Raw genomic sequence first — 22,076 nt, forward strand, 5'->3', positions numbered from 1 at the left:
TGTCGTTTTGACAAGGATAGTTATATGAGTCAATCACATTTGCGAGCGCTTTTTTTGGCCTCGCTGGTTTGCATCGGTGCCAGCGCACCGGCAGCGGCGGCAGAACCACGGGTAAACCTGTACAACTGGTTCGGCTTGATCGCCCCAGAAACCCCCAAGGAATTCGAGCAGAAAACCGGTACGCGGATGCACGTGGATGCCTTCGACAGTGCCGAGATCATGCAGAGTAAAGTCATGGCCGGGCGCACCGGGTATGACGTTGTCGTCGCCACCTCGAATGTCCTGCCAAGCCTGATCCAGGCGGGCGTGCTTGCGCCGCTGGACCGCAGCCAACTGAGTAATTTTTCCCATATCGACCCCGAGATGCTGGCCCTGCTTTCGGCCAACGACCCGGGTAATCGCTACGCCGTGCCCTACTTGTGGGGCACCACCGGCATTGGTTATGACGTTGATAAAGTCAAAGCAGCCCTGGGTGATAACGCCCCGGTGGACAGCTGGGACTTGATCTTCAAAGAAGAAAACATCAGCAAGCTCAAGTCATGTGGCGTGGCGATGCTCGACTCGCCAAGTGAAATCATTTCGATCGCTTTGCATTACCTCGGCCTGCCAAGTAACAGCCAGAACCCTGAGGACTACCAGAAGGCACAGGCGCTGCTGTTGAAAATCCGCCCTTACGTCCTCTACTTCGATTCCTCCCGAACCGATGCCGACTTCGCCGACGGCAATATTTGTGTGGTCGTGGGTTGGGCGAGCGGGGCGCTGACGGCTCAAGCCATCAATGAGAAAAACAACACCGGGCGCAAGATTGCCTACAGCTTGCCGCGCGAGGGCGGGCTGGTGTGGTCGGAAAACTTTGTACTGCTCAAAGATGCGCCCAACGCCAAGGCCGGCTTGGCGTTTATCAACTACATGCTGGAACCGGGCGTGATTGCCAAGAGCTCAAACCACACGCTTTACCCCAACGCCAACAAGGATGCCACTGCGCTTGTAGAGCAGAAACTGCGCGACAACCCGTGGATTTATCCGTCCAAAGAGACCATTGCCACACTGGTGCCGCTAGAACCGCTGCCGTTGAAGTTGGAGCGCATTCGTACGCGTGTGTGGACCAAAGTGAAGAGTGGTACGTGATCGGATGAGTGAACGGGGATGTCTTGCGACTGACCAAGGGGGCTTTTGCACAAGCCCCAGAGAGGGAGACAAATCATGGGCCAACGTGATGACCAGTGCGACGTGAAATCGGACGACTACAAGGCGTACAAGGAAATCGAGGAACAGATCGGTCACTGTACGCCTGAACAAGCCTGGGCCATGTATTACGTCTCAACCGGGATGGTGCGTGAACTCGTCACGCGGGCGGTGATGGAGCACATCGGCAGGGGCAACAGAGCCTTGCTGCTGGAATTCCCTGAACTTGCCCGAGTGGAAGAGAAGTCTCGTTTAATGCTCCCTCTCTAAACGCTGAACGCTCTAACCAAAAAACGCCGATCAATGCTGATCGGCGTTTTTGTTGCTGTGTTCAACGCGCGTTCATGGCCCGCGCCAAGCGCAGCGTGGCTTCACGGATCTCGTCCCGATCCAGCGAAGCAAAACCCAGGCGCAGTGCATTTTCCGACAGGTTCATGGGCGAAAACTGACGCGCGCTACGTACCACAACGCCATGCGCCAGCGCGGTTTCTACCAAGTGATCGACATCTGTTTCATCCTGGAAACGCACCCACAGCGCCAGGCCGCCTTCCGGCTCGCGCACCTGGATTCTGTCGCCGAATGCCTCATGCAGGCAGCCCTGCAAGACCTCTCGGCGCGCCGCGTATTCTTTTGAAACGCGGCGCAGGTGTTTCTTCAATTCACCCTGATTGATCAGGTCCGCCAGCATCTTTTGCGCGACCGCATCGGTATCCCCCACCACCAGAGCGGCGCTGCGTTGCAGCACCTCAATCACACTGGCGGGGGCCACCACATAACTGCAGCGAAACGTCGACCCCAGCGCTTTGGATAACGACCCGATGTAGATCACATGGCGTTGCGCCTGATCACTGGCCAGCGGCAGATACGGCCGCCCGTTGAAGTGATATTCGTGGTCGTAGTCCTCCTCAATGATGCAAAAGTCATGCACGGCCGCCAAGGCCAGTAGCTGTTGGCGTCGCGCCGCATGCAGGCTCACGGTGGTGGGGAACTGGTGGTGCGGCGTGAGGTAGATCATCCGCACCTTATGCGTTTGGCATAACTGCTCGATGTGGTCCGTGCGGCAGCCTTCATCGTCCATGTCGACGGTGACCAGGTGCGCACCCAACTTGCGGAAGATTTCCCAGGCCGGCGGGTAGCTCAGGCGCTCCACCAACACCACGTCGCCTGGCTTGATCAGCAGGCTGGCGGTCAGGTACAGCGACACCTGAGTGCCCGGTGTCAGGCAGATGTTCTCGGCGTTGACCGTCAGCCCGCGATTGCTGCGCAGCATCTCGGCCAGCGCGCAGCGCAACTCATAGCCGGTACCTTCACTGCCGTAGCGCACGCTATTGGACGCAAAGCTGCTGCGCAGGGCGTTGCGGTAGTAGCGGTGCAAGACCGCCTGCGGCAGCAAGCGGTGATCGCAGGCACCGTTATCGAAAAACAGCGCGTCATGCCGATGTTGGAGTGCAATCACCTGGGCGTTCTGGGTGAAATACGGGACCACGGCTTGCGCGCGGATGGGCGGTGCAAAGGACGGTTGCGCGCGACTGGGCAATGGCGTGGGCGCCAGTTGCGCATTCACGAACGTGCCGCGCCGCGGCTCGCTGATCAGCCAGCCTTTGGTCAAGGCTTCTTCGTAGGCCAGGATCACGGTCTTGCGGTTGACGTCGAGCAGCTTCGCCATTTCCCGCGTCCCGGGCAGCAACGTGCCCGGCGGCAGCCGCCCGTCGAGGATCGCCGCGACGAGGCCTTCGGCAATCTGGCGATAGGACGCTTGACGTGTGTTCGTATCAAGCTTGAGCAACGGGCGCCATTTACGCATCTGGACCATCTGAAGTATCCAAAACTGGAGGTTCTAATGGGCCTAGTCTAGCGCAACAATCAAGCCTCACTCACCCCTGAGGTTTTTATGCACACACGCCATGTCATCGAACTGTCCCCCTCGGGGAAAACCTTTGAAGCCGGTGACGAACTGTTGCTCGACGCGATGCTCGCCAGTGGCTTGTCGGTGCCGTTCTCGTGCCGACGCGGCGCGTGTGGCTCGTGCAAAGTCGTGGTCACCCAAGGGCAGTACCGGGCCAAGCAACTGGCGCCCGGCGCACCTGCGCCTTGTTACCCGCTGGCCGCCAATGAACTGCTGTTATGCCAAAGCCATGCCTGCGCCGACATGCGCCTGGAGATTCCCGGCTGGTCGCTGGACACGCCTGCGCTGGAGGTCGAGGCGACGGTGCTGAGTAAGCGCGCACTGAGCCCCGACATCATTGAGTTGGTGGTGATGCCGGATAGGCCGTTGGCCGTGCGGGCGGGCCAATACCTCAAGTTCCGCTTGGTCGACGGCGACTCACGTTGCTTCTCGATTGCCAACCTGCCGGCCGATGGCGATGGGCGTTTGGTGTTTCAGATTCGCCGGGTCAGCGGCGGGCTGTTCTCCGAGACCTTGCTGGGCGACCTTGAGGCCGGCGATCTGTTGCGACTGGAAGGGCCTTTTGGTGCCTGCACCTGGCAGGACGATGACGCTGCGCCCGTGGTCCTGTTCGCCACGGGCACCGGCTACGCGGGTATCAAGCCGATCCTGCTGACGGCCTTGAAACGTGATGTCGAGGTGACGTTTTACTGGGGCGGCGCGCAGGCCACAGATTTTTACGAGCGCGCATTTCTGGACAAATTGGTCATCGACCACGCGCATTTTCACTGGCACCCGGTATTGGCAACAGAAGGCCGGGTGCAGGACGTTGCGCTGAGCCATGGGCACAACTGGGAAGCGGCGCAGGTGTATGCCTGCGGTAGCGGCGGCATGATCAGCCAGACGCGTGCGCAGTGCCTGGCAGCGGGCTTGCCGAGCCATCGTTTTGTTGCCGAAGCCTTCGTGCCCAGTGGCCGGTCGAGCGCCGATACGCTGCTCGGTTCGCGGGATGGCACCTGGGAAAAAGTCGGCCCCCGCTATTCGCTGGACGGCATGCTCGCCGCGCGTGAAAAAACCGTGCGAGCGCTGGCCGCAATCGCCAGCCAGTTGACGGTCGGCATGACCACCGGCGCCGCCCTGGAAATGGCCAGCCAGCAATTGCAGGCCATGGGCGCCTCGCATACCTGGCACCCGACCTACATTCGCTTTGGCGACGACACGGTGCGCCCGTCCCGGGAAGGGATTGACCCGTTGCGCAGACTGCGCCCGAGCGACATTGTGGTGGTGGACCTGGGGCCGGTGTGGGACGGCTACGAGGGTGACTACGGCGACACCTTCATCTTCGGCGAGGCGCCGTTGCACCACGATTGCAGGAAGGTGCTGCATGAAGTCTTCGATGAGACCCGCGAAGCTTGGCTGCGGGGCATGACCGGTTGTGAACTCTATGACTTCGCCGAAGACCGTGCCGTGGCAAAAGGCTGGCGGCTGTCACGCAATCTGGCAGGTCACCGCATCGCGGATTTCCCCCATGCGTTGTTCGGGGACAAGGAGCTGGCTGACTTGGAGATTACCCCCAGCGAAATGGTGTGGGTACTGGAGATCCAGCTCTGTCATCCCACGTTGCCCATCGGCGGTTTTTTTGAAGATATCCTGATGCGATGAGCCCGCCATTGCGGCGGGCTCAAAGGGCGTCAGAGCTTCGGTAACTGGCCGACGCGGCCCATCATTTCAGTGACGATCTGCAGGTCCAGCAGGAACTGGTCGACCGTTTTGAACTCACCGTCGGTGTGCCCGGTGTACTTCACTTCCGGGCGCGCCAGGCCGAACTGCACGCCATTGGGCAGTTCATGCACGGAGGTGGCGCCGGCCGACGTACCGAACGTGTGTTCCATGCCCAGGTTTTCGCTGGCCACGGCCAGCAAGGCTTTCACCCACTCGCCTTCAGGGTTGCGGTACATCGGCTCGGCTACCGAGTAGGTGAAGCTCACCTTAACCTTCGTTTGTTTATCCCAGGCGCTCAATTTGTCAGCAATTTCTGCCTTGAGTTTTTCCGGCGATTTGCCCTTCGGCACACGCAGGTTCACGGCCAGTTTGAAGGCTTTGTCATCCTGGCCGACAAAGGTCAGCGACGTGGTCAAAGGTCCCATGAACGCATCAGAGAAGCCCACGCCCAGCTTGCCACCGAGGTAATCCAGGCCCCAGTTGTCGGCGGCATAACGCGCGGCGTCGGTGATGTGGTTGTGCTTGAGGGCGATCTTGCCGTCGACGCCGTGGATCAGCTCGAGCATACGTGCGACCGGGTTGACACCGGTTTGCGGCTCGGACGAGTGAGCAGACACGCCAGTGACCGTCAGCTTGACCTCTTTGCCGACCACCTTGGCCGTCACTTCGAAGTCGCCGCCATTGCGCTTGACGTAGTCAGCACCGGCTTGCTGCAGGCTGGCGGCCAATTCGGCCGGTTTGTCGCTGACCAGAGTGGCCACCGACACCGAAGGAATCTGGTTGGTGGCCATGCCGCCGGTCATCGAAATGATTTGTGCGCCTTTGCCTTCACCCTTGCGCACTGGGAAGGTGGCCATCACGGTGCCGTAGCCTTTTTCGGCGATCACCACCGGGTAGCCGCCGTCCAGCGCCAGGTTGTATTGCGGCACTGGGTTGTGTTCGAAGTAGTACGGAATCGCGTCGCCCGACGTTTCCTCGGTGGTGTCCACCAGCAGCTTGAAGTTGCGCGCCAGTGGCAGCTTCTCTTCCTTGATCACCTTCATGGCGTACAGGGCCACGACGATGCCGTTTTTGTCATCCTCGGTGCCACGGCCGTACATGCGGTCGCCGATCAGCGTGACCTTGAACGGGTCGAGTTTGGTGCCGTCTTTGAGCACCCAGTTCTCCGGCGTCACGGGCACCACGTCGGCGTGGGCGTGGATACCGACCACTTCATCGCCGCTGCCTTCCAGGGAAATTTCGTACACGCGGTTGTCGACGTTACGGAAGTTCAGGTTGAAGGCCTTGGCCAGGCCCTGAATCTTATCGGCGATCTTGAGGAACTCCGGGTTCTTGTACTGCGGCAGGCCGTCGATGTTAAACGTCGGGATCTCTACCAGCTCGCGCAGGGTTTCGAGGGCGGCCTTGCCATACTTCACCCGCGTGTAAATACCCAGCAGACGATTGATCTCGTTCTGCTGGTCGGCGGTCAGGGTTTTGTTGGCAAGGAAGGCCTCGATGGCCGGGCCGACGTCGGCGGTTTTGCCCAGGTCGCCCTTGGCCAGGGTGGCGAGGAAACCACGGAAATCGGTGGCCGGGGTTTCGCTGAAACCCTTGATAATCGTCGCGCTTTGTTCGGCGCTGATGTTGGCGAATGCAGGCGCAGCGACGGCGCAGAGGGCGGCGGCGAACAGGGTGGCGGCAACCCGTTTTTTGAGTGGGAAGTGCATTGTTGAAGGCATTCCTTTGCAGGTAGTGAGTGGGGCGTTTCTGATCAAACTGTCAGAAACATTTCCACACACTACCATCACGAAGGAGCGGTAGGGGAGACCCTGGCGAAGGAAATATCCTACTCAAACGCCCGGACTGAAGAGATTCAACTGTGGGAGCGGGCTTGCCCGCGATGACGTAGTGTCAGTCACCTTCTACTTTGACTGACACTCCGCTATCGCGGGCAAGCCCGCTCCCACAGGGGTTTTGTGGTGCCTCAATAACCGAGTTCAGATCAAGGCTTACCCGGATGCGGATCCGGATACTGCGCCATGACCTCCAGCGCCTTGGCATACGGCCCATCCCACAACTGCTCATGCAATTGGCCTATGCGCTTGGCCATTGCCTCGCTGCGCATCACCACCTCCAGGTTGCGCGAGTTATCCAGGTACCCGCCCAGCCAGTTGCTGGTGCCGACCCACGCCACTTGCCCGTCGATCTCCATGGTCTTGCTGTGGATCACCCGCGCGTAAGGGATAAACCCTTGCTTGGCCTCGGGCAATGTGACGATCTTCACCTGCACGTTGGGCAACACCGCCAGGCTCTTGAGGTAGGGCAGCTCCAGTTTGTCGGTGTTCCAGTTGGAGACCATCAGCTTGACCGACACCCCGCGCGCGGCGGCGGCGCGCACGGCGTTGTCGATCACCGCGTAGTACGGCCGGGTTCTGTCTGGGCCGTAGGACAGCGGTGCGTAGTCGAGCAGTTGTACACGCACTTCTTTTTTTGCCTCGCTCAGCAGACGCGGCAGTTCCAACTGCGAGTCGCCCACGCCCGGTGGGTTGTAGCGTTGCGGGCTGGCCACTAGATAGTTGCCGGTGCGTGCAGGTTCCTGGCTTGGGGCAGGCAACGGCACGGGTTGTTTATCCGCGAGCGCGGCCTGGGCTTGCCAGTCCTGATTGAAGATCGCCTGCACTTGGCTGACCACCGTTGCATCACTGATACGCAGCCCGGTCTCGTGGATATGTTCCAGCGAGCGCCAGTCGAAATTCTGACTGCCGATAAACGCCTGCTTGCCGTCCACCACCATGTACTTGGCGTGGATGATCCCGCCGCTCAGTTGCCCATACGACAGTACGCGAAAGGTCAGGTTGGGAATCGCGCGCAGGCGTTCCAGGGTGGAGGCCTCCGACAATTTGATGCCTTTTTCTTCCAGCAAAAAGCGAATTTTCACACCGCGTTTGCCGGCGGCTTCCAGGTGTTCAATCACCGTGTCCATCACCGAGCCGGGATGGTCGGCCGCGTAGAACTGGCCGATATCAATGCTGTTTTTCGCGCCGTCAAACAGTTCGATCCATACCGGCCCCGGCTGGCGCAAATCGGCAGTGCCCAGCACGGTGTCCACCGGCACGGTGTGCACCAGTTCAAAGCCTGGAATAGAAAAGTCCGCCTGGGCCAGCGGACTGAGGAGCAAGCCGGTGAGGCCTGCGATACGCAACTTCATCGAAAGGGCCATAGGCGTCTCATCGGGCAAAAAGAACGGCGGGCACATCATGTGCCCGCCCCGGATGTCACGCGGTGCGGCTGTGCAACGGTGTTGGCACCAAGTGCGGTACTTCACCCTGCACGCGGGCACCGGTGGCGGCGCGAATCAGCAGGATCTTCAGTTGATCGTTGATGCGCTCCAGGCTGTCCTGGAAGAAGTTGTGGAACACCACGCAAAACAACGCGATAGCGATACCCAAACCCGTGGCGAACAAGGCCGTACCGATGCCACCGGAGATCTGGCCAGGGTCGGATACGCCCGCCGACGCCAGCGCCTTGAAGGTGTCGATGATGCCGAGGATGGTGCCCAACAGACCGAGCAATGGCGCGGCAGTGGTGATGGTTTCGATGATCCACAGGCTGCGCGAGAGTGGCGCACGCGTCTTCAGATACTGGGTTTCGATTTCATCGTCCAGGTCTTTGCGCGAACCCTGGGACGCCTTCTGTGCCAGCACCGGCAGCACCATGTTCAGTGGCAGGCTGTCGCGGTGGGTCAGGCTTTGCGGCAGGTCGCGCTCGCTGTGCACGTTGGCGCCCAGTACCTCGGTCAAGGCGCGGGCTTGGCGGCGCACGTAGGCGAAGTAAATGCCGCGTTCGATGCTGATAAAAATCGCAATCGCCATGGCGGCGTACATCACATAAAAGGTGATGTCGTGAAGCAGGTTCATGTCCATGATCTAAAGCCTCGCAGTTAGAAATTCGCTTCCAGGGAAACGGTTACGGTGCGGTCCAGGCCAACGATGTAAGCCGGGTCGCCGTCCTTGAAGCCGCTGTAGGTGCCGGCGTTGGTCTTGGTGGTGTACACGCCGTCCAGGTATTTCTTGTCGAACAGGTTGTCGACGTTCAGGCGCAGGGTCGCGTCCTTGACCACCTTCTTGTCCACCGGCAGGTAGATACCGGCGCCGAGGTTGAACACGGTGCGGCCGGAAATCGCTTCATCGTTGGTCAGGTCGCCAAACAGCTTGCTGGTGTATTTGCCACCGAAGGTGCCGTAGAAGCGGCCGTCGTCGTAGCCGATGTTGGCCGCCAGCATGTTCTTCGGCACGTTGGCGAACTGCTTGCCGCTGGTGGGCAGGACGATGGCTTTGCCCGCGTTGTAGACGGTCAAGTCATCCTGCTGCTCGGCCTTGGTGTAGGTGTAGGAGGTGTAGTAGTTGAAGTGGTTGGGCAGCAGGCCGCTCCACTCCAGTTCCAGGCCGCTGTTGTTGACGGAGCCGGCGTTGATGTCGGCGAAGTCACCGTTGATGTCTTTGGACGAGACTTGGCGATCCTTGAACTGCATGTAGAACAAGGTGGCCGCCACGGTCATGTCTTCGTCGGTGAAGCGCCAGCCCAGTTCGTGGTTCCAGCTGGTTTCCGGCTTGGCGTTGATCGAGTCCAGGCCCTTGTCGTACAGCACGTAGTTCTGCGGTATGCGCATGTTGCGTGACAGGCTGTAGAACAACTGGTCACGCTCGTCGAGCTGGTACTTGAGGCCGACGTTGGGCAGCAGCTTGTTGTAGCTCTGGTTACGCTTTTCCGGCTGCTCGGTGAGGCTGCCGTGGTTGGTGCCGTCGCGTTTGACGTTCATGTAGGCCAGGCCTGCCACCAAGGTCCAGTCTGGGTTGATGTACCAAGTGTCCTGGGCCCAGACTTTTTGCGCCGGGGTGACGGTGAAACGGTCGCGACCCTGCACGGTGTTGCCGTTGGCATCGACCACGGCGTTGCCGTCGGGCCAGGTGTCGGTGGGTTTGCCGCTGCTCTTCAGGGCAATGAACGGCTGGGTCTGGCTTTGGCGCGCGCGTTCGTACCAGTAGCCGAATTGCAGGCTGTGATCGCCCAGGTCCCAGTTCAGCTTGGTGGTAATGCCCGGGCGCCAGGTCTGCGTGCGCGAAGGGCGATAGTAGACGCCGGTGGTGGAGGAACCGTCAGCGTTGTACTGGGCGGCGGTGGGCAAGTTGCCCAGGTCGAAGATGCCGCCTTGGTTCGAGCCACGGTTCAGCGCATAGCTGGAAGAACCCACGCCGCTGCCGTTACCCCAGTAGTAATACGGGATCACCGAGAGGGCCAGGTTATCGGCCAGTTTGAATTGGGTGTTGAGCACGCCGGTAAAGGTCTGGAACGGGTTCTGCGCCAGCGCGTAGTAGCTGTTGAGCTTGCCGTTACTGCCCACCGTCGGGTTGGCGGGGTAGGGGTCGTACTTGCGGCCGTACTGCTGGAACTGGCCCTTGGTTAGCTGGCTGTAGCTGTTGTTGTCCTGCTCGTGGTACTTGAGGATCAGGTTGGCAGTGTTGCCGTTGCCGGCATCGAAGAAGCTGTTCCACTCCACCTTGTCCGCGCGCACGGCGCCTGAACCGCGCCACATCTGGCCTTCGGTGTGGGACACCGACAGCCAGTTGCTCAGGCCATTGACCTCGCCGGTGTTGAGCCGCGCGAAGGTCTTGCGGGTGGCGTTGCTGCCGACGATCTGCTTGACGAAGGCACCGGTTTCTTTGGTTGGGCGAATGGTCACGATACCGATGTTGCCGCCGCTGGAACCGATGTGCGGGCCGTCGGCCTCGGATGAGCCTTGGGTGACGAAGATCTGGTCGATGTTTTCCGGGTCGCCCAGCAGGTTGGAGTACAGCGCGTAGTTGCCGGAGTCGTTGATCGGCATGCCGTCCACCGACATCCCCACCTGGTCGGAGTTGAGCCCGCGCATGGTGAAGCGAAAGCCCGACAGGCCGGTGTTGTCCTCGCTGGAGATGTTCAGGCCCGGGGTGTACTTGAGCTTGTCGATTGCGTTACCGGTGGCGGTCTGTTTATCCAGCGCTTCCTTGGTGATCGTGGAGCGGCCCTTGATGCTTTCTTCCTGCACCATGTAGCCGCCACCCGCGGTGGCCTTGCCCTGAACCCCAATCGTGCCGACGTCACTGTCGCTTGTATCTGCCATGGCCATCCCATGGCCCATGCTTGCGGCAACAAGTGCCAGATGAATACGTGTGAACCTCATCACTGTCGTCCTGGTGTCGGGTGCTTATTGCACGCTGTAGTTGAAGGTGGCGGTGAAGCGCTGCTCATTGCGCCCCCCGAAGGCTTGCTCGGGGAACGGCTTGACTTGCTTGATGCGCCGCAAGCTGTTGGCGGCGGCCCGGTTGAGCAACATGCTCGAGGCCTGGGTTTGCACGCCTGCGTCCAGAACGCGACCCTGGCGATCGACCAGCAACCACACCACCACTTCGCCGCTGGGGCGTTCGAGGGAAGCCTGGCGACCGGTGGGGTACTGCTTGTAGGTGTCCAGCTCGTTGCGCAAACCCTTGAGGTAACCGCCTTCCAGGGCCTGGCCGTCGACCTTGGGCGGCGCCGGTGGGGCGGGCGGCGCGGGTGTCGGGGCGGCGGCGGCTTGTACCGGTTTGGCGGCCACCGGTGGCGCTGGTGTAGGCGTGGGTGTCGGCTTGGCGGCCACGACGGGTTTGGGCTTGGGCACCGGCTTGGGCTTGGGTTCAGGTTTTGGCAGTGGCTTTGGCGGCGGTGGCGGCGGGGCCGGTTCGGCCTCTTCGTCCTCGATCACCGGTGGCGGCGGCTCTTGCTCCACCACCGGTGTCGGAACCACTTCGGGCTCTGGCTCGACCAGCGCCAACTCGACCGCCGACTCGTCGTACACCGGCTCGACCTTCAACGTCTGTGACTGGATGCCCATTGCAATCAGCACCAGGGCGATCAGGGCCGGGACACTGCCCAGCAGCTGACGCGCACGAAACAAGACGTACATGTTCAGGACTTACGCGTGGCGATGGACACGGAGGTAAAGCCACCCAGGCGCAGGGTGTCCATGACCTCCACCAGACGTGAAACCTCCACGCCCTTGTCACTGTTGACGATGATCGTTGACTTGGTGTCCGGCTTTTCAGCCGCCTTCAGCGCCGGTACCAGGGCATCGACCGTGAGGTCCTTGCCGCCGAGTTGCAACTGACCTTCCAGGCCCAAGGTCAGGATGAATTTGTTCTGCGGTTTGAGCTGCTGCGAACTGCTGGCGCTGGGCAATTGCGTCTTCATGCCAAGGGCCGGAATCACGTTCAGGCTCACCAGTACGAAAAACACCAGGAGGAACATCATCACGTCGATCATCGGGATCAGCTCGATGTGCGCCTTGCGTTTTTTGGGTTCGTCCCAGGTTCTCATTCCGTTACCCCGTTATTGAATTAGGGGCGACACGCTAACAACCAAAAATGACCGAATGGTTAACTTTAATTTACGTTTTAAAGGCTCTAGGACGTGTCTTACAGATGATTTGCCTTGCAGTTTTGTGACGTAATGAAATTGACACGAAGCGCGCACATTCTGGAGGAATTTATCTTCAGAGCCGTTTCGTATGCCGACTGCATTGCCTCAATTGTTGACCCCGCGACTACGCTTGCGGGCACTGGAAATGGACCAGGCCGAGACGCTTTTTCGCCTTGTCAGCGACCCCGCAATCGCTGATAACACGGCGAATATTCCGTCGCCCTACACCTTGGAAGTGGCTCAGACGTTTATTGGCCAGATGCAGGAAAAATACCGGGCGGGTGGTCTGTTGGGCCAGGGCATGCACCTGCGTGAAACCGGCGAATTGATCGGCATGGTCAGCCTGCGCATCAACGCCCGTCACCACTATGGTCACCTTGCCTACTGGGTCGCGGCGCACTGCCGCAACCAGGGTTATGCGGCAGAAGCGGCGAGCACGATGATGGATTTCGGCTTCACCGAGTTGGGGTTACAGCGCGTCGGCAGCCAGTGCTTTGGTCGCAACAAGGAATCGGCGCGGGTCATGCAGAAAATCGGCCTGCGTTATGAAGGCTGCATGCGCGAGGCGTTTCTCAAGAACGGCGTGTATGAGGACTTGCTGGTATTCGCCACCGTGCGCGACGACTGGGAGCGCGCACTGTGAGTGACGCGGTGGACCAGGGCCGGCGTCGAGTACTGACGGGGCTGGCAGTCGCCACCGCGTTTGCAATCCTCAGCCCGTTTGCGCGCAGCGCCGGGGTGGATTACCCGTTCACCCTCGGCGTGGCCAGCGGCGACCCACTGCCGGATGGCTTTGTGATCTGGACGCGCCTGGCGCCGTTATTCAATGCAGCGGATGGCCGTGGTGGGCTGAGTCGCGCAGTGCCGGTGCGTTGGCGCGTGGCCAGCGATGCGGCGATGACGCGTATCGTCAAGCACGGCGAGGTGCTGGCGACTGAGCGCTTTGCCCATTCGGTGCATATCGAGGTCGCGGGGTTGGAGGCGGGCAGGCCGTATTGGTATCAGTTCGATAGCCTCGGCGCGCAGAGCCCGGTGGGCCAGGCACGTACCGCGCCGCCGCTGCACGCCATGGCGGCGGCAACTGTGGGGTTTGTCTCCTGCTCGCACTGGGAGCGCGGGTATTTCAGCGCCTATCGCCACTTGGCGGCCGAGCAACCCGACCTAGTGTTTTTTCTCGGCGACTATATCTACGACAGCTCCTACGCCGCGGACTCGGGCAAGATCATTCGGCCCCACGGCAGCGGCAATGCCGTGAGCCTCACTGACTACCGTAACCGCTACGCCTTGTATAAAACCGACCCGGACCTGCAAGCCTTGCACGCCGCAGCGCCCAGCGTGGCGACCTGGGATGACCACGAGGTGCAGAACGACTACGCCAACCGCTGGTCCCAGGACTCGAAGATTCCGGTGGCGCAATTTCTGCAGCAACGAGCAGCGGCGTACCAGGCGTTTTACGAACATATGCCACTGCGCGCCAGCAGTGTGCCGAAGGGGCCGGACATGCGCATTTACCGGCGCCTGGATTACGGCCGGCTGGCGCGTTTTCATGTGCTGGATGGGCGCCAGTACCGCTCGGAGCAGCCGTGTATCCAAGCCAACGGCAGTCACCAGGGGCACATCGCTTCCAACACCTGCGCAGGCTTGCGCGACCTTGGCCGCACCCTGCTCGGCTGGCAACAGGAGGCGTGGTTGGACCAGGGCTTTGCGCAATCGAAGGCGCAGTGGAATGTGATCGCTCAGGATTTGCTGGTGGCCCCGCTGATCCAGCGTGACTTGACCAGCCACAAGGTGGGTCATTGGACCGATGGCTGGGATGGCTACATGGCCAATCGCTCACGGATGCTGGCGTCCATCCAGCGCCATAAGCTCAACAATCCGGTGTTCTGGGGCGGCGACATCCATTCGTTCTGGACCACCGACCTGCACGCCGATGGCAACAACCCGGACTCGCCCATCGTTGCCACCGAGTTTGTCGGCAGCTCGGTGACCTCCGATGGTCCGCCTTTTGGGGCGTTCAGTCAGATCCTGCCGCTCAACCCGCATGTGAAGTTCTTCGACAGTCGCCAGCGCGGGTATGTCTCGGTGGCGTTGGAGGCGCAACAGATGCTGACGAACTTCCGCGTGATTACTGACCCACGCGATCCGAACGCCACGGTGTCGACGCTCAAGTCATTTGTGGTGGAGCCGGGGCGGGCGGGGGCGATTGCGGTTTGATGGGCTCTTTGGTTGAGCACAAGCTCAATGTGGTGAGCGGCTTGTTGTGGCGAGCGGGCTTGCCCCGCGTTGCGCTGCGAAGCAGCCCCAAAACCTGGCGATTAAGTCTTACTGAAAAAATGCGGTGGCTGTATTAGGGCCGCTTCGCGCCCCAACGCGGGGCAAGCCCTAATGCCGTTCAGTTAAGCGCAGATCCCCTGTGGGAGCGGCGGTGCGACGATTCGACTTGCCCGCGAAAGCGGTGGGTCAGTCAACATCAATGTTTGCTGGGCCGACGTCATCGCGGTATAGGTATCTACACATCTTTTTTTGGGTTGAATTCTTTGGTTGTCGCGGGGGGGGTACATATCCGTTGCTGCGGTAACGGCTGATATTGGTTCCGCCCTTACGGCGGGTCACTTTGAAAGAGCCCAAAAGTAACCAAAAGGCTCTTGCCCCCACCACTCGGCACCTCGCCTGAAGCTCGGTGTGCCCTCACGCAGGCTTTGAGCGTGGGCCGCCGCCATGGGCCATCCTTGGCCCATCGCGGCTAAACCGGCGTCCTGCCGGTTTACCCACGCCCAAAGCCTGCGTTCGGCCAGCGTGGTTAACGGGCGCCTAAGATCAAAAGCAAGAGCACGGCGGCCTAGTAGCCGACCTGAGTGGTTGAAGCAAATCAAAAGCAAGCCGAGGCGGCCTGACAGCCGACCTGATCTTGGAAGATGAAACTCAATCAAATGTGGGAGCTGGCTTGCCTGCGATGGCATCAACTGGTTATGCCTGATACACCGAGGTGCCTGCATCGCAGGCAAGCCAGCTCCCACAGAAAAGCAGATCTGCTTCTGCTGTGCTTTTGCCCTGCTTTTGCTTCAACCACTCAGGTCGGCTACTAGGCCGCCGTGCTCTTGCTTTTGATCTTGATCTTGATCTGAGGCGCCCCGTTAACCACGATGGCCGAACGCAGGCTTGAATCCGTGGGTAACCCGGCAGGACGCCGGGTTAGCCGCGATGGGCCAAGGATGGCCCATGGCGGCGGCCCACGGATTCAAGCCTTCGTTCTGGCATGCCGAGCCTAGGCGAGGCACCGAGTGGTGGGGCAAGAGCCCTTTGGTTACTTTGGGGCTCTTTTTCCAAAGTGACCCGCCGTAAGGGCGGAACCAATAGCCGCCGTTACCGCAGCAACGGATATGTACTCATATCTACCTAAAACCCGGTCAAAAACTTAGCGCAACACAAAAAGTTGCGTAGATACCATGGTCATCGCGGGCAAGCCCGCTCCCACATTTAATCTTCGCTGCTTTAGGCATTGCGTTCGCCTAACTGAACGGCATTAGGGCAAGCCCGCTCGCCACAAAAACGCGTGTGTCGTTTCAGGTGATTTCGTAGCGCACCGACAACGTGCCCTTTTTCTCCGACAAGCCCAGTATCGTCACCTCGCCCAATTCGCTCAAAGCCTGCACATGCGTGCCGCCGCAGGCGTAGGCGGGTAATTCACCGAAGCCTACTTCGCGGGTGCGATCTTCCAAGACCATGTGACGCGGGTAGTCCGCGGCGATCCACTGGTTGATTTGAGTTTGAATCGCCTCGGCGTCCATGGCTTGTGCGGCTTCGCCACGAATAAAGGTGATTTTGCACTCGCCCGGCCAGTGATGGGCCTTGATCGGCATCCAGCCCAGGCTCTCCCCGGCGCTGCCAATCAGATGCCCGGCAGAATGCAGGCGTGTGTGCAGGGCGCGGCGCTGTTCATCGACCCGCGCGATGATCGGCCCAGGCTCCACAGGCTGGTCAACGTAATGCACCACTCGGTCGGCTTCCTGGGTGACGCGCAGCACCTGGCTGTCGCCGAGCCAACCGGTGTCGAAGGGTTGCCCACCGCCCTGCGGGTGGAAGATCGTCGACTGCAAGGTGACGGCAAACAGGCCTTCGTGCGGGGTGCAGGCCAGCACTTCAAGCTCGGCAGTCAGGTGGTCGTGGGTAAAAAACAGGCGCTCAGTCATCGTTTACATCCGCATCAGGGTTCTACGGGCAGTATAAATAGTGCGCGGATGGGTGATAATCCGTTCAATTATCAATGGACCTGTGCGTCATGAGCATCAATCTTCCTTTGCCGCTGCTGGGTGAAATGGCGATTTTCGTCAAAGTGGTGGAAACCGGCAGCTTCTCTGAAGCGGCGCGGCAACTCAGCGTTTCGCCTTCGGCGGTAAGCCGCAGCATCTCACGCCTGGAACAGGCACTGGCTACGCGCCTGTTGCAACGCACCACGCGCAAGTTGCGCCTGAGCGAGGGCGGTGAAGAGGTGTTCAAGCGGTGCCAGGAAATGGTCAACGCGGCGCGCTCGGTGATGGAAATCAGCGGCCAGTTCACCCACGAAGCCGAAGGGTTGGTGCGGGTCAGCGTGCCCAAGGCAGTCGGGCGGTTTGTGGTGCATCCGCATATGCCCGAGTTTTTGCGGCGTTATCCGAAGGTGGATGTGCAGTTGATTCTTGAGGACCGGCATGTGGACCTGATCGACGACAACGTCGACCTGAGTATTCGCATCACCGACAGCCCGCCGCCCGGTCTGGTTGGCCGACAATTGTTGCCCATCGAACACTTGCTGTGCGCCACCCCGCAGTACCTGGCCGAGCACGGCACGCCGGACCATCCGCATGATTTGCTTGAGCACAGTTGTATTTACCTCGGCGAAACGCCGGGCGATTCACGCTGGAAATTCCGCCAGGGCGGCAAGGCGGTGACGGTCGGGGTGCGCGGTCGCTATGCGGCGAACCACACTGGGGTGAGGCTGGACGCGGTGTTGCAGCATGTGGGGATTGGCAGCTTGCCGTATTTCACCGCGCGGCATGCGCTGGAGCAGGGGCGGTTGGTGCAGGTGTTGCCAGCGTGGGATTTTATTGCGTCCTACCATGGCGAGGCGTGGTTGCTGCATTCGCCGACGCGGTATCTGCCGCCGAAGTTACGCGTGTTTATTGATTATCTGGTGGCGTGTATGGCGAAGGAGCCGACGTTGCGTCGACGCTGATTGTAGGCGCTGGCTCATGTGGGAGCTGGCTTGCCTGCGATGCAGGCGACTCGGTCTGGAAGTCAAAACCTTGGCGACTCCATCGCAGGCAAGCCAGCTCCCATAGAAGAGCGTTTGTTCGCTGGGATCAGTGCTTGCTTTGATCCTGCGGCATGGCCAGCAGCTGTTTTTCCTGGTTCCAGTCAAACGGTTCGTCGTTCTGTTCAGCTTCGAAACGACGTTCTTCCAGGGCCTGGTACAGGTCCAGTTCTTCATCCGGCATGAAGTGCAGGCAGTCACCGCCAAAGAACCACAGCAGGTCGCGCGGCACCAAGTGGGCGATTTGCGGGTAGCGCAGGATAACCTGACTCATTATGTCCTGGCCCAGGTACTGGCTTTCGATCGGGTCGATCGGCAGCAGGGCGCGCAATTCGTCGAAACGCTCCAGGAACAGGGTATGGCTTTCCTCGGGCACCTGTTCGGCTTCGCCGACGGCAACCAGGATGCTGCGCAAGTGGTCGAGCAAGACGAGATGATCGGCAACGACGTTGGACACGAGATAAGTCCTCAAAGCAAAAACGGGCGCGAGAGTATATGCCTCTCGCGCCCGTATTTATATCACCTTAGCTTATAGGGCGTGGGTGATCAGCGGACTTTACCCTCAGCCTGGGTCAGCTCTTCCTTGCTGAAATCATCCACGTCGATCACCTTGCGCCGTGCCGCTTCGGCGTCGCGCAGGGTTTGCGCTTCGGCCGGTTGCAGCACTCCGGCGTGCAGTGCGGCATCGATGGCATGCTCACCGGCACTCGGTTTGACTTGGCCGCTTTTCAGCGCGGCGTGCAGCTTTTTCTGCAGCGGTTGGCTGGCACCGAGCAAGTCGTAGGCATGTTGCAGGGCGCCGACCGGGTCTTCTGCCGATTGCGGACGGTAGCAGCCGGCCAGCAGTTCTTCGAGGGTCGGGTCGCCTTTGGCGCGACCGATGACGGCGGCTACTTCGGCATCCAGCGCATCGGACGGCCCGGTATGGCGACGCCCGAACGGGAACACGATCACCCGCAGCAGGCAGCCGAGCACCTTGTTCGGGAAGTTGCTCAGCAGCTCATCCAGCGCGCGTTCCGATTCGCCGAGGCTTTCTTCCATGGCCCAGGCGAACAGCGGTTCCAGATGGTCCGGCGAATCCAGGTCGTGATAGCGCTTGAGCGCTGCCGACGCCAGGTACATGTGGCTCAGCACATCCCCCAGGCGCGCCGACAGGCGTTCGCGACGTTTCAACTCGCCGCCCAGCAGCATCATGCTCAAGTCGGCAAGCAGGGCAAATGCGGCTGCCTGACGGTTAAGCGCACGGAAGTAACCCTGGCTCAGGCGGTTGCCCGGGGCTTTCTCGAAGTGGCCAACACCCAGGTTCAGCACCAAAGTGCTGGCGGCGTTGCTCACGGCGAAACCGATGTGTTGCATCAGCAAGCCGTCGAACTCCTTGAGTGCCTGGTCATGGTCTTCACGGCCGGCGAGGGCCATTTCCTTGAGCACGAACGGGTGGCAGCGAATCGCGCCCTGGCCAAAGATCATCAGGTTGCGCGACAGGATGTTCGCGCCTTCCACGGTGATGAAGATCGGCGCGCCTTGCCAGTTACGGCCCAGGTAGTTGTTCGGGCCCATGATGATGCCCTTGCCACCGTGTACGTCCATGGCGTGGCTGATGCACTCGCGGCCGCGCTCAGTGAGGTGGTACTTGAGGATCGCTGACAGCACCGAGGGTTTTTCCCCCAGGTCCACCGCGTTGGCGGTGAGCATGCGTGCGCTGTCCATCAGCCAGGCATTGCCGCCGATACGCGCCAGGGCTTCCTGGATACCTTCGAAGGCCGACAGCGGCACGTTGAACTGCTCACGCACCTGGGCGTACTGGCCGGTCACCAGGCTGGTGAACTTGGCCGCGCCGGTGCCCACCGCGGGCAGGGAGATCGAGCGGCCCACCGACAGGCAGTTCATCAGCATCATCCAGCCCTTGCCGAGCATCTCCTGGCCACCGATGAGGAATTCCAGGGGGATGAACACGTCTTTGCCCGAGTTGGGGCCGTTCATGAACGCCGCGCCCAGTGGCAGGTGGCGGCGGCCGATTTCCACGCCAGGGGTGTCGGTGGGGATCAGCGCCAGGCTGATGCCCAAGTCTTCTTTATCGCCCAGCAGGTGGTCCGGGTCATGCGCCTTGAACGCGAGCCCCAACAGGGTCGCGACTGGGCCGAGCGTGATGTAGCGTTTTTCCCAGTTGAGGCGCAGGCCGAGGGTTTCCTTGCCTTCCCATTCACCTTTGCAGATCACGCCGGTGTCGGGCATGGCGCCAGCGTCGGAGCCGGCCAGCGGGCCCGTCAGCGCGAAGCACGGAATATCGTCGCCACGCGCCAGGCGCGGCAGGTAGTGGTTGCGTTGTTCATCGGTGCCGTAATGCAGCAGTAATTCAGCCGGGCCGAGGGAGTTGGGCACCATCACCGTGGAGGCCAGGTCGCCGCTGCGGGTCGCGAGCTTCATGGCAACCTGGGAGTGGGCGTAGGCGGAGAAGCCCTTGCCGCCGTACTCCTTGGGAATGATCAGGGCAAAGAAGCCGTGGGTCTTGATGTGTTCCCAGGCAGCGGGCGGCAGGTCCATGGCCTGGCCGATTTCCCAGTCGCTGACCATCGCGCAGAGTTCTTCGGTAGGGCCGTCGATGAAGGCCTGTTCTTCTTCGGTCAGTTGCGCCTTGGGGTAGGCCAGTAACTTGTCCCAATCGGGGCGACCGCTGAACAGCTCGCCATCCCACCATACGGTGCCGGCATCAATCGCGTCGCGCTCGGTCTCGGACATCGGCGGCAGGACTTTCTGGAACCAGCTGAACAGCGGCTTGGTGAAGTATTGGCGGCGCAGGTCGGGCAGCAGCAGGGGCGCGGCCACGAGGGCGATCAACACCCAGAAGATCAGCAGCAGCCAACCCGGTGCGTGGCTCCAGGCGCCCATCGCCAGCAGGTAAACGGCGACCACGCCCAGGGCGGGCAGGGGCGCGGTGCGGCGGTGTGCCAGGTAGGCAATGCCGACCACCAGAACCAGTATCCACAACAACAGCATATTCAATCCTCCGTGAAACCAGGGGCGAAACCACCATGGAGCTTAGTCGGCATCCGAAAAAGCGCGGTGATGAGCGTGTAACGAGTTGTACAGGAAGCACCGATCACCAGGCGCCGACATTTGGCCGAATCGTCGTTATCGCAAGGGCAGACCTGTCGTTAGACTCAAGGCTTCCTCCGGAGATAACGCTCATGGATACGTACCTGCGTCCCAGCCGCTTCATCGATAGTGACCACCCTGCGGTGGTGGAGTTCGCGGAAAAACATCGCGGTCCCAGCGCGGATTTGCGTGACCAGGCAGTCAGTCTTTATTACGCCGTGCGTGAGGCGATTCGCTACAACCCCTACACCTTCAGCCGCGACCCAGGCACCCTGAGCGCCAGCTTCGCCCTGGCTGCCGGTGAGAGCTACTGCGTGCCCAAGGCCACCTTGCTCGCCGCCTGCGCCCGCCACTGCGGCATTCCGGCGCGCATCGGCCTGGCGGATGTGCGCAATCATCTCTCGACGCCACGCCTGATCGCTTTGCTCAAAAGCGATGTGTTCGCCATGCACGGCTATACCGAGTTGTACCTGCGCGGGCGTTGGGTCAAAGCCACGCCTGCGTTCAACAGCCAGCTGTGCGAATTGTTTGATGTACCGCCGCTGGAATTCGATGGCCTCAACGACAGCGTGTTCCATGCGTTCAATCGCCAGGGCCAGCGCTCGATGGAATATGTGCTGGACCACGGGCAGTTTTCCGACGTGCCGGAGGCATTTTTCTTCGCGCATATTCAGCAGTGTTACCCGCACCTGTTTGCCGAGGACATGCCGATCCTGCTGGGGGACCTGCAGAGCGATTTAAGCCGCGCATGAACCGGCGTATGCTGCTGCGTTCATCAAGCCATGTTCATCAACGATAAGGCGCGGTCATGCTGAAAGTCTGGGGTCGTAAAAATTCATCAAACGTCAGGAAAGCACTGTGGTGCGCCGAGGAGCTCGGCCTGGACTATGAAGCAATTGATGCGGGCGGAGCTTTTGGTGTGGTCGACACGCCGCAATACCGAGCGTTGAACCCCAATGGCCGGGTGCCGATGATCGAAGACGGCGACTTTGTGCTCTGGGAATCCAACACCATCGTGCGTTACCTCTGCGCCAAGCAGGCGTCGAACTGGTACCCAAGCGACCTGCAAGCGCGGGCGAATGCCGAGAAGTGGATGGATTGGACCACGTCCACCTTCGCCGAACCGTTCAAGATCGTGTTCTGGGGCGTACTGCGCACCCCGGCGGAAAAACAGAACTGGGACACCATCCACGCCGGGCGTCAGGCGTGTATTGATGTGCTCCACACCGTCGAGCAGGCACTGGCCGTGCAGCCGTATCTGTCGGGCAACGCGATCGGCATGGGCGATATCCCGCTGGGCAGCTTCATTTATGCCTGGTTTGAAATGCCCATCGAACGCCCGTCGATGCCCCATTTAGAGGCCTGGTACCAACGCTTGCAACAGCGCCCGGCCTACCGCAAAGCCGTGATGACCGCGTTGACTTAATA

Annotated in this window: 18 protein-coding genes; 8 read left to right on the top strand and 10 right to left on the bottom strand. The window is 60.7% G+C overall.

Annotated features, from left to right (window positions below):
* The first annotated feature begins 24 nt into the window (after positions 1-24).
* Together KZH41_RS10745 and KZH41_RS10750 are read left to right on the top strand one after the other, a co-directional pair.
* Positions 25-1,128, top strand: a complete 1,104-nt coding sequence (locus tag KZH41_RS10745) for a polyamine ABC transporter substrate-binding protein (protein WP_094952723.1) — start codon at positions 25-27, stop codon at positions 1,126-1,128.
* 75 nt (positions 1,129-1,203) lie between these two features.
* Positions 1,204-1,455, top strand: coding sequence for a hypothetical protein (locus KZH41_RS10750; RefSeq protein ID WP_094952724.1), 252 nt, complete (start codon positions 1,204-1,206; stop codon positions 1,453-1,455).
* Positions 1,456-1,516: 61 nt separating this feature from the next.
* Here the strand turns inward: KZH41_RS10750 and KZH41_RS10755 are convergent, their stop codons facing one another.
* On the bottom strand, positions 1,517-2,998 hold the full coding sequence (locus KZH41_RS10755; RefSeq protein WP_263274794.1) for a PLP-dependent aminotransferase family protein: 1,482 nt from the start codon (positions 2,996-2,998) through the stop codon (positions 1,517-1,519).
* A gap of 78 nt (positions 2,999-3,076) precedes the next feature.
* On the opposite strand from KZH41_RS10755, the gene KZH41_RS10760 reads away from it, so the two are divergent.
* On the top strand, positions 3,077-4,732 hold the full coding sequence (locus KZH41_RS10760; RefSeq protein WP_263274795.1) for a M24 family metallopeptidase: 1,656 nt from the start codon (positions 3,077-3,079) through the stop codon (positions 4,730-4,732).
* Positions 4,733-4,761: 29 nt separating this feature from the next.
* Here the strand turns inward: KZH41_RS10760 and KZH41_RS10765 are convergent, their stop codons facing one another.
* From KZH41_RS10765 to KZH41_RS10790, 6 genes are all read right to left on the bottom strand, one after another.
* Positions 4,762-6,501: a dipeptidase gene (locus KZH41_RS10765; RefSeq protein WP_094952727.1), complete on the bottom strand. Its 1,740-nt coding sequence runs from the start codon at positions 6,499-6,501 to the stop codon at positions 4,762-4,764.
* A gap of 275 nt (positions 6,502-6,776) precedes the next feature.
* Positions 6,777-7,994 (bottom strand): phospholipase D-like domain-containing protein, encoded by a 1,218-nt coding sequence (locus KZH41_RS10770; RefSeq protein WP_263274796.1) that lies wholly within the window; start codon positions 7,992-7,994, stop codon positions 6,777-6,779.
* Positions 7,995-8,049: 55 nt separating this feature from the next.
* On the bottom strand, positions 8,050-8,697 hold the full coding sequence (locus tag KZH41_RS10775; protein ID WP_094953753.1) for a MotA/TolQ/ExbB proton channel family protein: 648 nt from the start codon (positions 8,695-8,697) through the stop codon (positions 8,050-8,052).
* A gap of 17 nt (positions 8,698-8,714) precedes the next feature.
* Positions 8,715-10,994, bottom strand: coding sequence for a TonB-dependent receptor (locus KZH41_RS10780; RefSeq protein ID WP_094953752.1), 2,280 nt, complete (start codon positions 10,992-10,994; stop codon positions 8,715-8,717).
* A 24-nt stretch (positions 10,995-11,018) separates the two neighbouring features.
* Entirely contained in the window at positions 11,019-11,753 is a 735-nt protein-coding gene (locus tag KZH41_RS10785; RefSeq protein WP_242155225.1) for an energy transducer TonB, read from the bottom strand.
* Between the two features lie 2 nt (positions 11,754-11,755).
* Positions 11,756-12,163 (bottom strand): ExbD/TolR family protein, encoded by a 408-nt coding sequence (locus KZH41_RS10790; RefSeq protein ID WP_263274797.1) that lies wholly within the window; start codon positions 12,161-12,163, stop codon positions 11,756-11,758.
* Positions 12,164-12,353: 190 nt separating this feature from the next.
* Between KZH41_RS10790 and KZH41_RS10795 the strand changes: the two genes are divergently transcribed.
* Both KZH41_RS10795 and KZH41_RS10800 read left to right on the top strand, forming a co-directional pair.
* Positions 12,354-12,908 carry a GNAT family N-acetyltransferase gene (locus tag KZH41_RS10795; protein WP_242155226.1) on the top strand — a complete coding sequence of 185 codons (555 nt, stop codon included), beginning with the start codon at positions 12,354-12,356 and terminating at the stop codon, positions 12,906-12,908.
* Positions 12,905-14,479 (top strand): alkaline phosphatase D family protein, encoded by a 1,575-nt coding sequence (locus KZH41_RS10800; protein WP_263274798.1) that lies wholly within the window; start codon positions 12,905-12,907, stop codon positions 14,477-14,479. The genes KZH41_RS10795 and KZH41_RS10800 overlap by 4 nt, the downstream gene beginning before the upstream one ends.
* Positions 14,480-15,828: 1,349 nt before the next feature.
* On the opposite strand, the gene KZH41_RS10805 is transcribed toward KZH41_RS10800, so the two are convergent.
* On the bottom strand, positions 15,829-16,455 hold the full coding sequence (locus tag KZH41_RS10805; RefSeq protein ID WP_263274799.1) for an alanyl-tRNA editing protein: 627 nt from the start codon (positions 16,453-16,455) through the stop codon (positions 15,829-15,831).
* 89 nt (positions 16,456-16,544) lie between these two features.
* Here KZH41_RS10805 and KZH41_RS10810 point away from each other — a divergent pair, with 89 nt between their 5' ends.
* Positions 16,545-17,477 (top strand): LysR family transcriptional regulator, encoded by a 933-nt coding sequence (locus tag KZH41_RS10810; protein WP_094953716.1) that lies wholly within the window; start codon positions 16,545-16,547, stop codon positions 17,475-17,477.
* A 127-nt stretch (positions 17,478-17,604) separates the two neighbouring features.
* On the opposite strand, the gene KZH41_RS10815 is transcribed toward KZH41_RS10810, so the two are convergent.
* Positions 17,605-18,012: a PA2817 family protein gene (locus tag KZH41_RS10815; protein WP_083359297.1), complete on the bottom strand. Its 408-nt coding sequence runs from the start codon at positions 18,010-18,012 to the stop codon at positions 17,605-17,607.
* 89 nt (positions 18,013-18,101) lie between these two features.
* Positions 18,102-20,549, bottom strand: a complete 2,448-nt coding sequence (locus KZH41_RS10820) for an acyl-CoA dehydrogenase (protein ID WP_094953717.1) — start codon at positions 20,547-20,549, stop codon at positions 18,102-18,104.
* A gap of 191 nt (positions 20,550-20,740) precedes the next feature.
* Between KZH41_RS10820 and KZH41_RS10825 the strand changes: the two genes are divergently transcribed.
* Together KZH41_RS10825 and KZH41_RS10830 are read left to right on the top strand one after the other, a co-directional pair.
* Positions 20,741-21,400, top strand: a complete 660-nt coding sequence (locus KZH41_RS10825) for a transglutaminase-like domain-containing protein (protein ID WP_263274800.1) — start codon at positions 20,741-20,743, stop codon at positions 21,398-21,400.
* A 56-nt stretch (positions 21,401-21,456) separates the two neighbouring features.
* The gene (locus KZH41_RS10830) at positions 21,457-22,074 is read left to right on the top strand and encodes a glutathione S-transferase family protein (protein ID WP_094953719.1); all 618 of its coding nucleotides are present in this window, start codon (positions 21,457-21,459) and stop codon (positions 22,072-22,074) included.
* Positions 22,075-22,076 lie beyond the last annotated feature (2 nt).

The sequence above is a fragment of the Pseudomonas sp. YeP6b genome (assembly GCF_025642995.1).
Classification (GTDB): domain Bacteria; phylum Pseudomonadota; class Gammaproteobacteria; order Pseudomonadales; family Pseudomonadaceae; genus Aquipseudomonas.

Bases quoted from the DNA above. Each gene is read 5' to 3' on its own strand.
- KZH41_RS10750 (WP_094952724.1), top strand. From the start codon at position 1,204: ATGGGCCAACGTGATGACCAGTGCGACGTGAAATCGGACGACTACAAG.
- KZH41_RS10825 (WP_263274800.1), top strand. From the start codon at position 20,741: ATGGATACGTACCTGCGTCCCAGCCGCTTCATCGATAGTGACCACCCT.
- KZH41_RS10770 (WP_263274796.1), bottom strand. From the start codon at position 7,994: ATGGCCCTTTCGATGAAGTTGCGTATCGCAGGCCTCACCGGCTTGCTC.
- KZH41_RS10820 (WP_094953717.1), bottom strand. From the start codon at position 20,549: ATGCTGTTGTTGTGGATACTGGTTCTGGTGGTCGGCATTGCCTACCTG.
- KZH41_RS10785 (WP_242155225.1), bottom strand. From the start codon at position 11,753: ATGTACGTCTTGTTTCGTGCGCGTCAGCTGCTGGGCAGTGTCCCGGCC.
- KZH41_RS10755 (WP_263274794.1), bottom strand. From the start codon at position 2,998: ATGGTCCAGATGCGTAAATGGCGCCCGTTGCTCAAGCTTGATACGAAC.
- KZH41_RS10765 (WP_094952727.1), bottom strand. From the start codon at position 6,501: ATGCACTTCCCACTCAAAAAACGGGTTGCCGCCACCCTGTTCGCCGCC.
- KZH41_RS10810 (WP_094953716.1), top strand. From the start codon at position 16,545: ATGAGCATCAATCTTCCTTTGCCGCTGCTGGGTGAAATGGCGATTTTC.
- KZH41_RS10780 (WP_094953752.1), bottom strand. From the start codon at position 10,994: ATGAGGTTCACACGTATTCATCTGGCACTTGTTGCCGCAAGCATGGGC.
- KZH41_RS10745 (WP_094952723.1), top strand. From the start codon at position 25: ATGAGTCAATCACATTTGCGAGCGCTTTTTTTGGCCTCGCTGGTTTGC.
- KZH41_RS10805 (WP_263274799.1), bottom strand. From the start codon at position 16,455: ATGACTGAGCGCCTGTTTTTTACCCACGACCACCTGACTGCCGAGCTT.
- KZH41_RS10795 (WP_242155226.1), top strand. From the start codon at position 12,354: ATGCCGACTGCATTGCCTCAATTGTTGACCCCGCGACTACGCTTGCGG.
- KZH41_RS10790 (WP_263274797.1), bottom strand. From the start codon at position 12,163: ATGAGAACCTGGGACGAACCCAAAAAACGCAAGGCGCACATCGAGCTG.
- KZH41_RS10775 (WP_094953753.1), bottom strand. From the start codon at position 8,697: ATGGACATGAACCTGCTTCACGACATCACCTTTTATGTGATGTACGCC.
- KZH41_RS10760 (WP_263274795.1), top strand. From the start codon at position 3,077: ATGCACACACGCCATGTCATCGAACTGTCCCCCTCGGGGAAAACCTTT.
- KZH41_RS10830 (WP_094953719.1), top strand. From the start codon at position 21,457: ATGCTGAAAGTCTGGGGTCGTAAAAATTCATCAAACGTCAGGAAAGCA.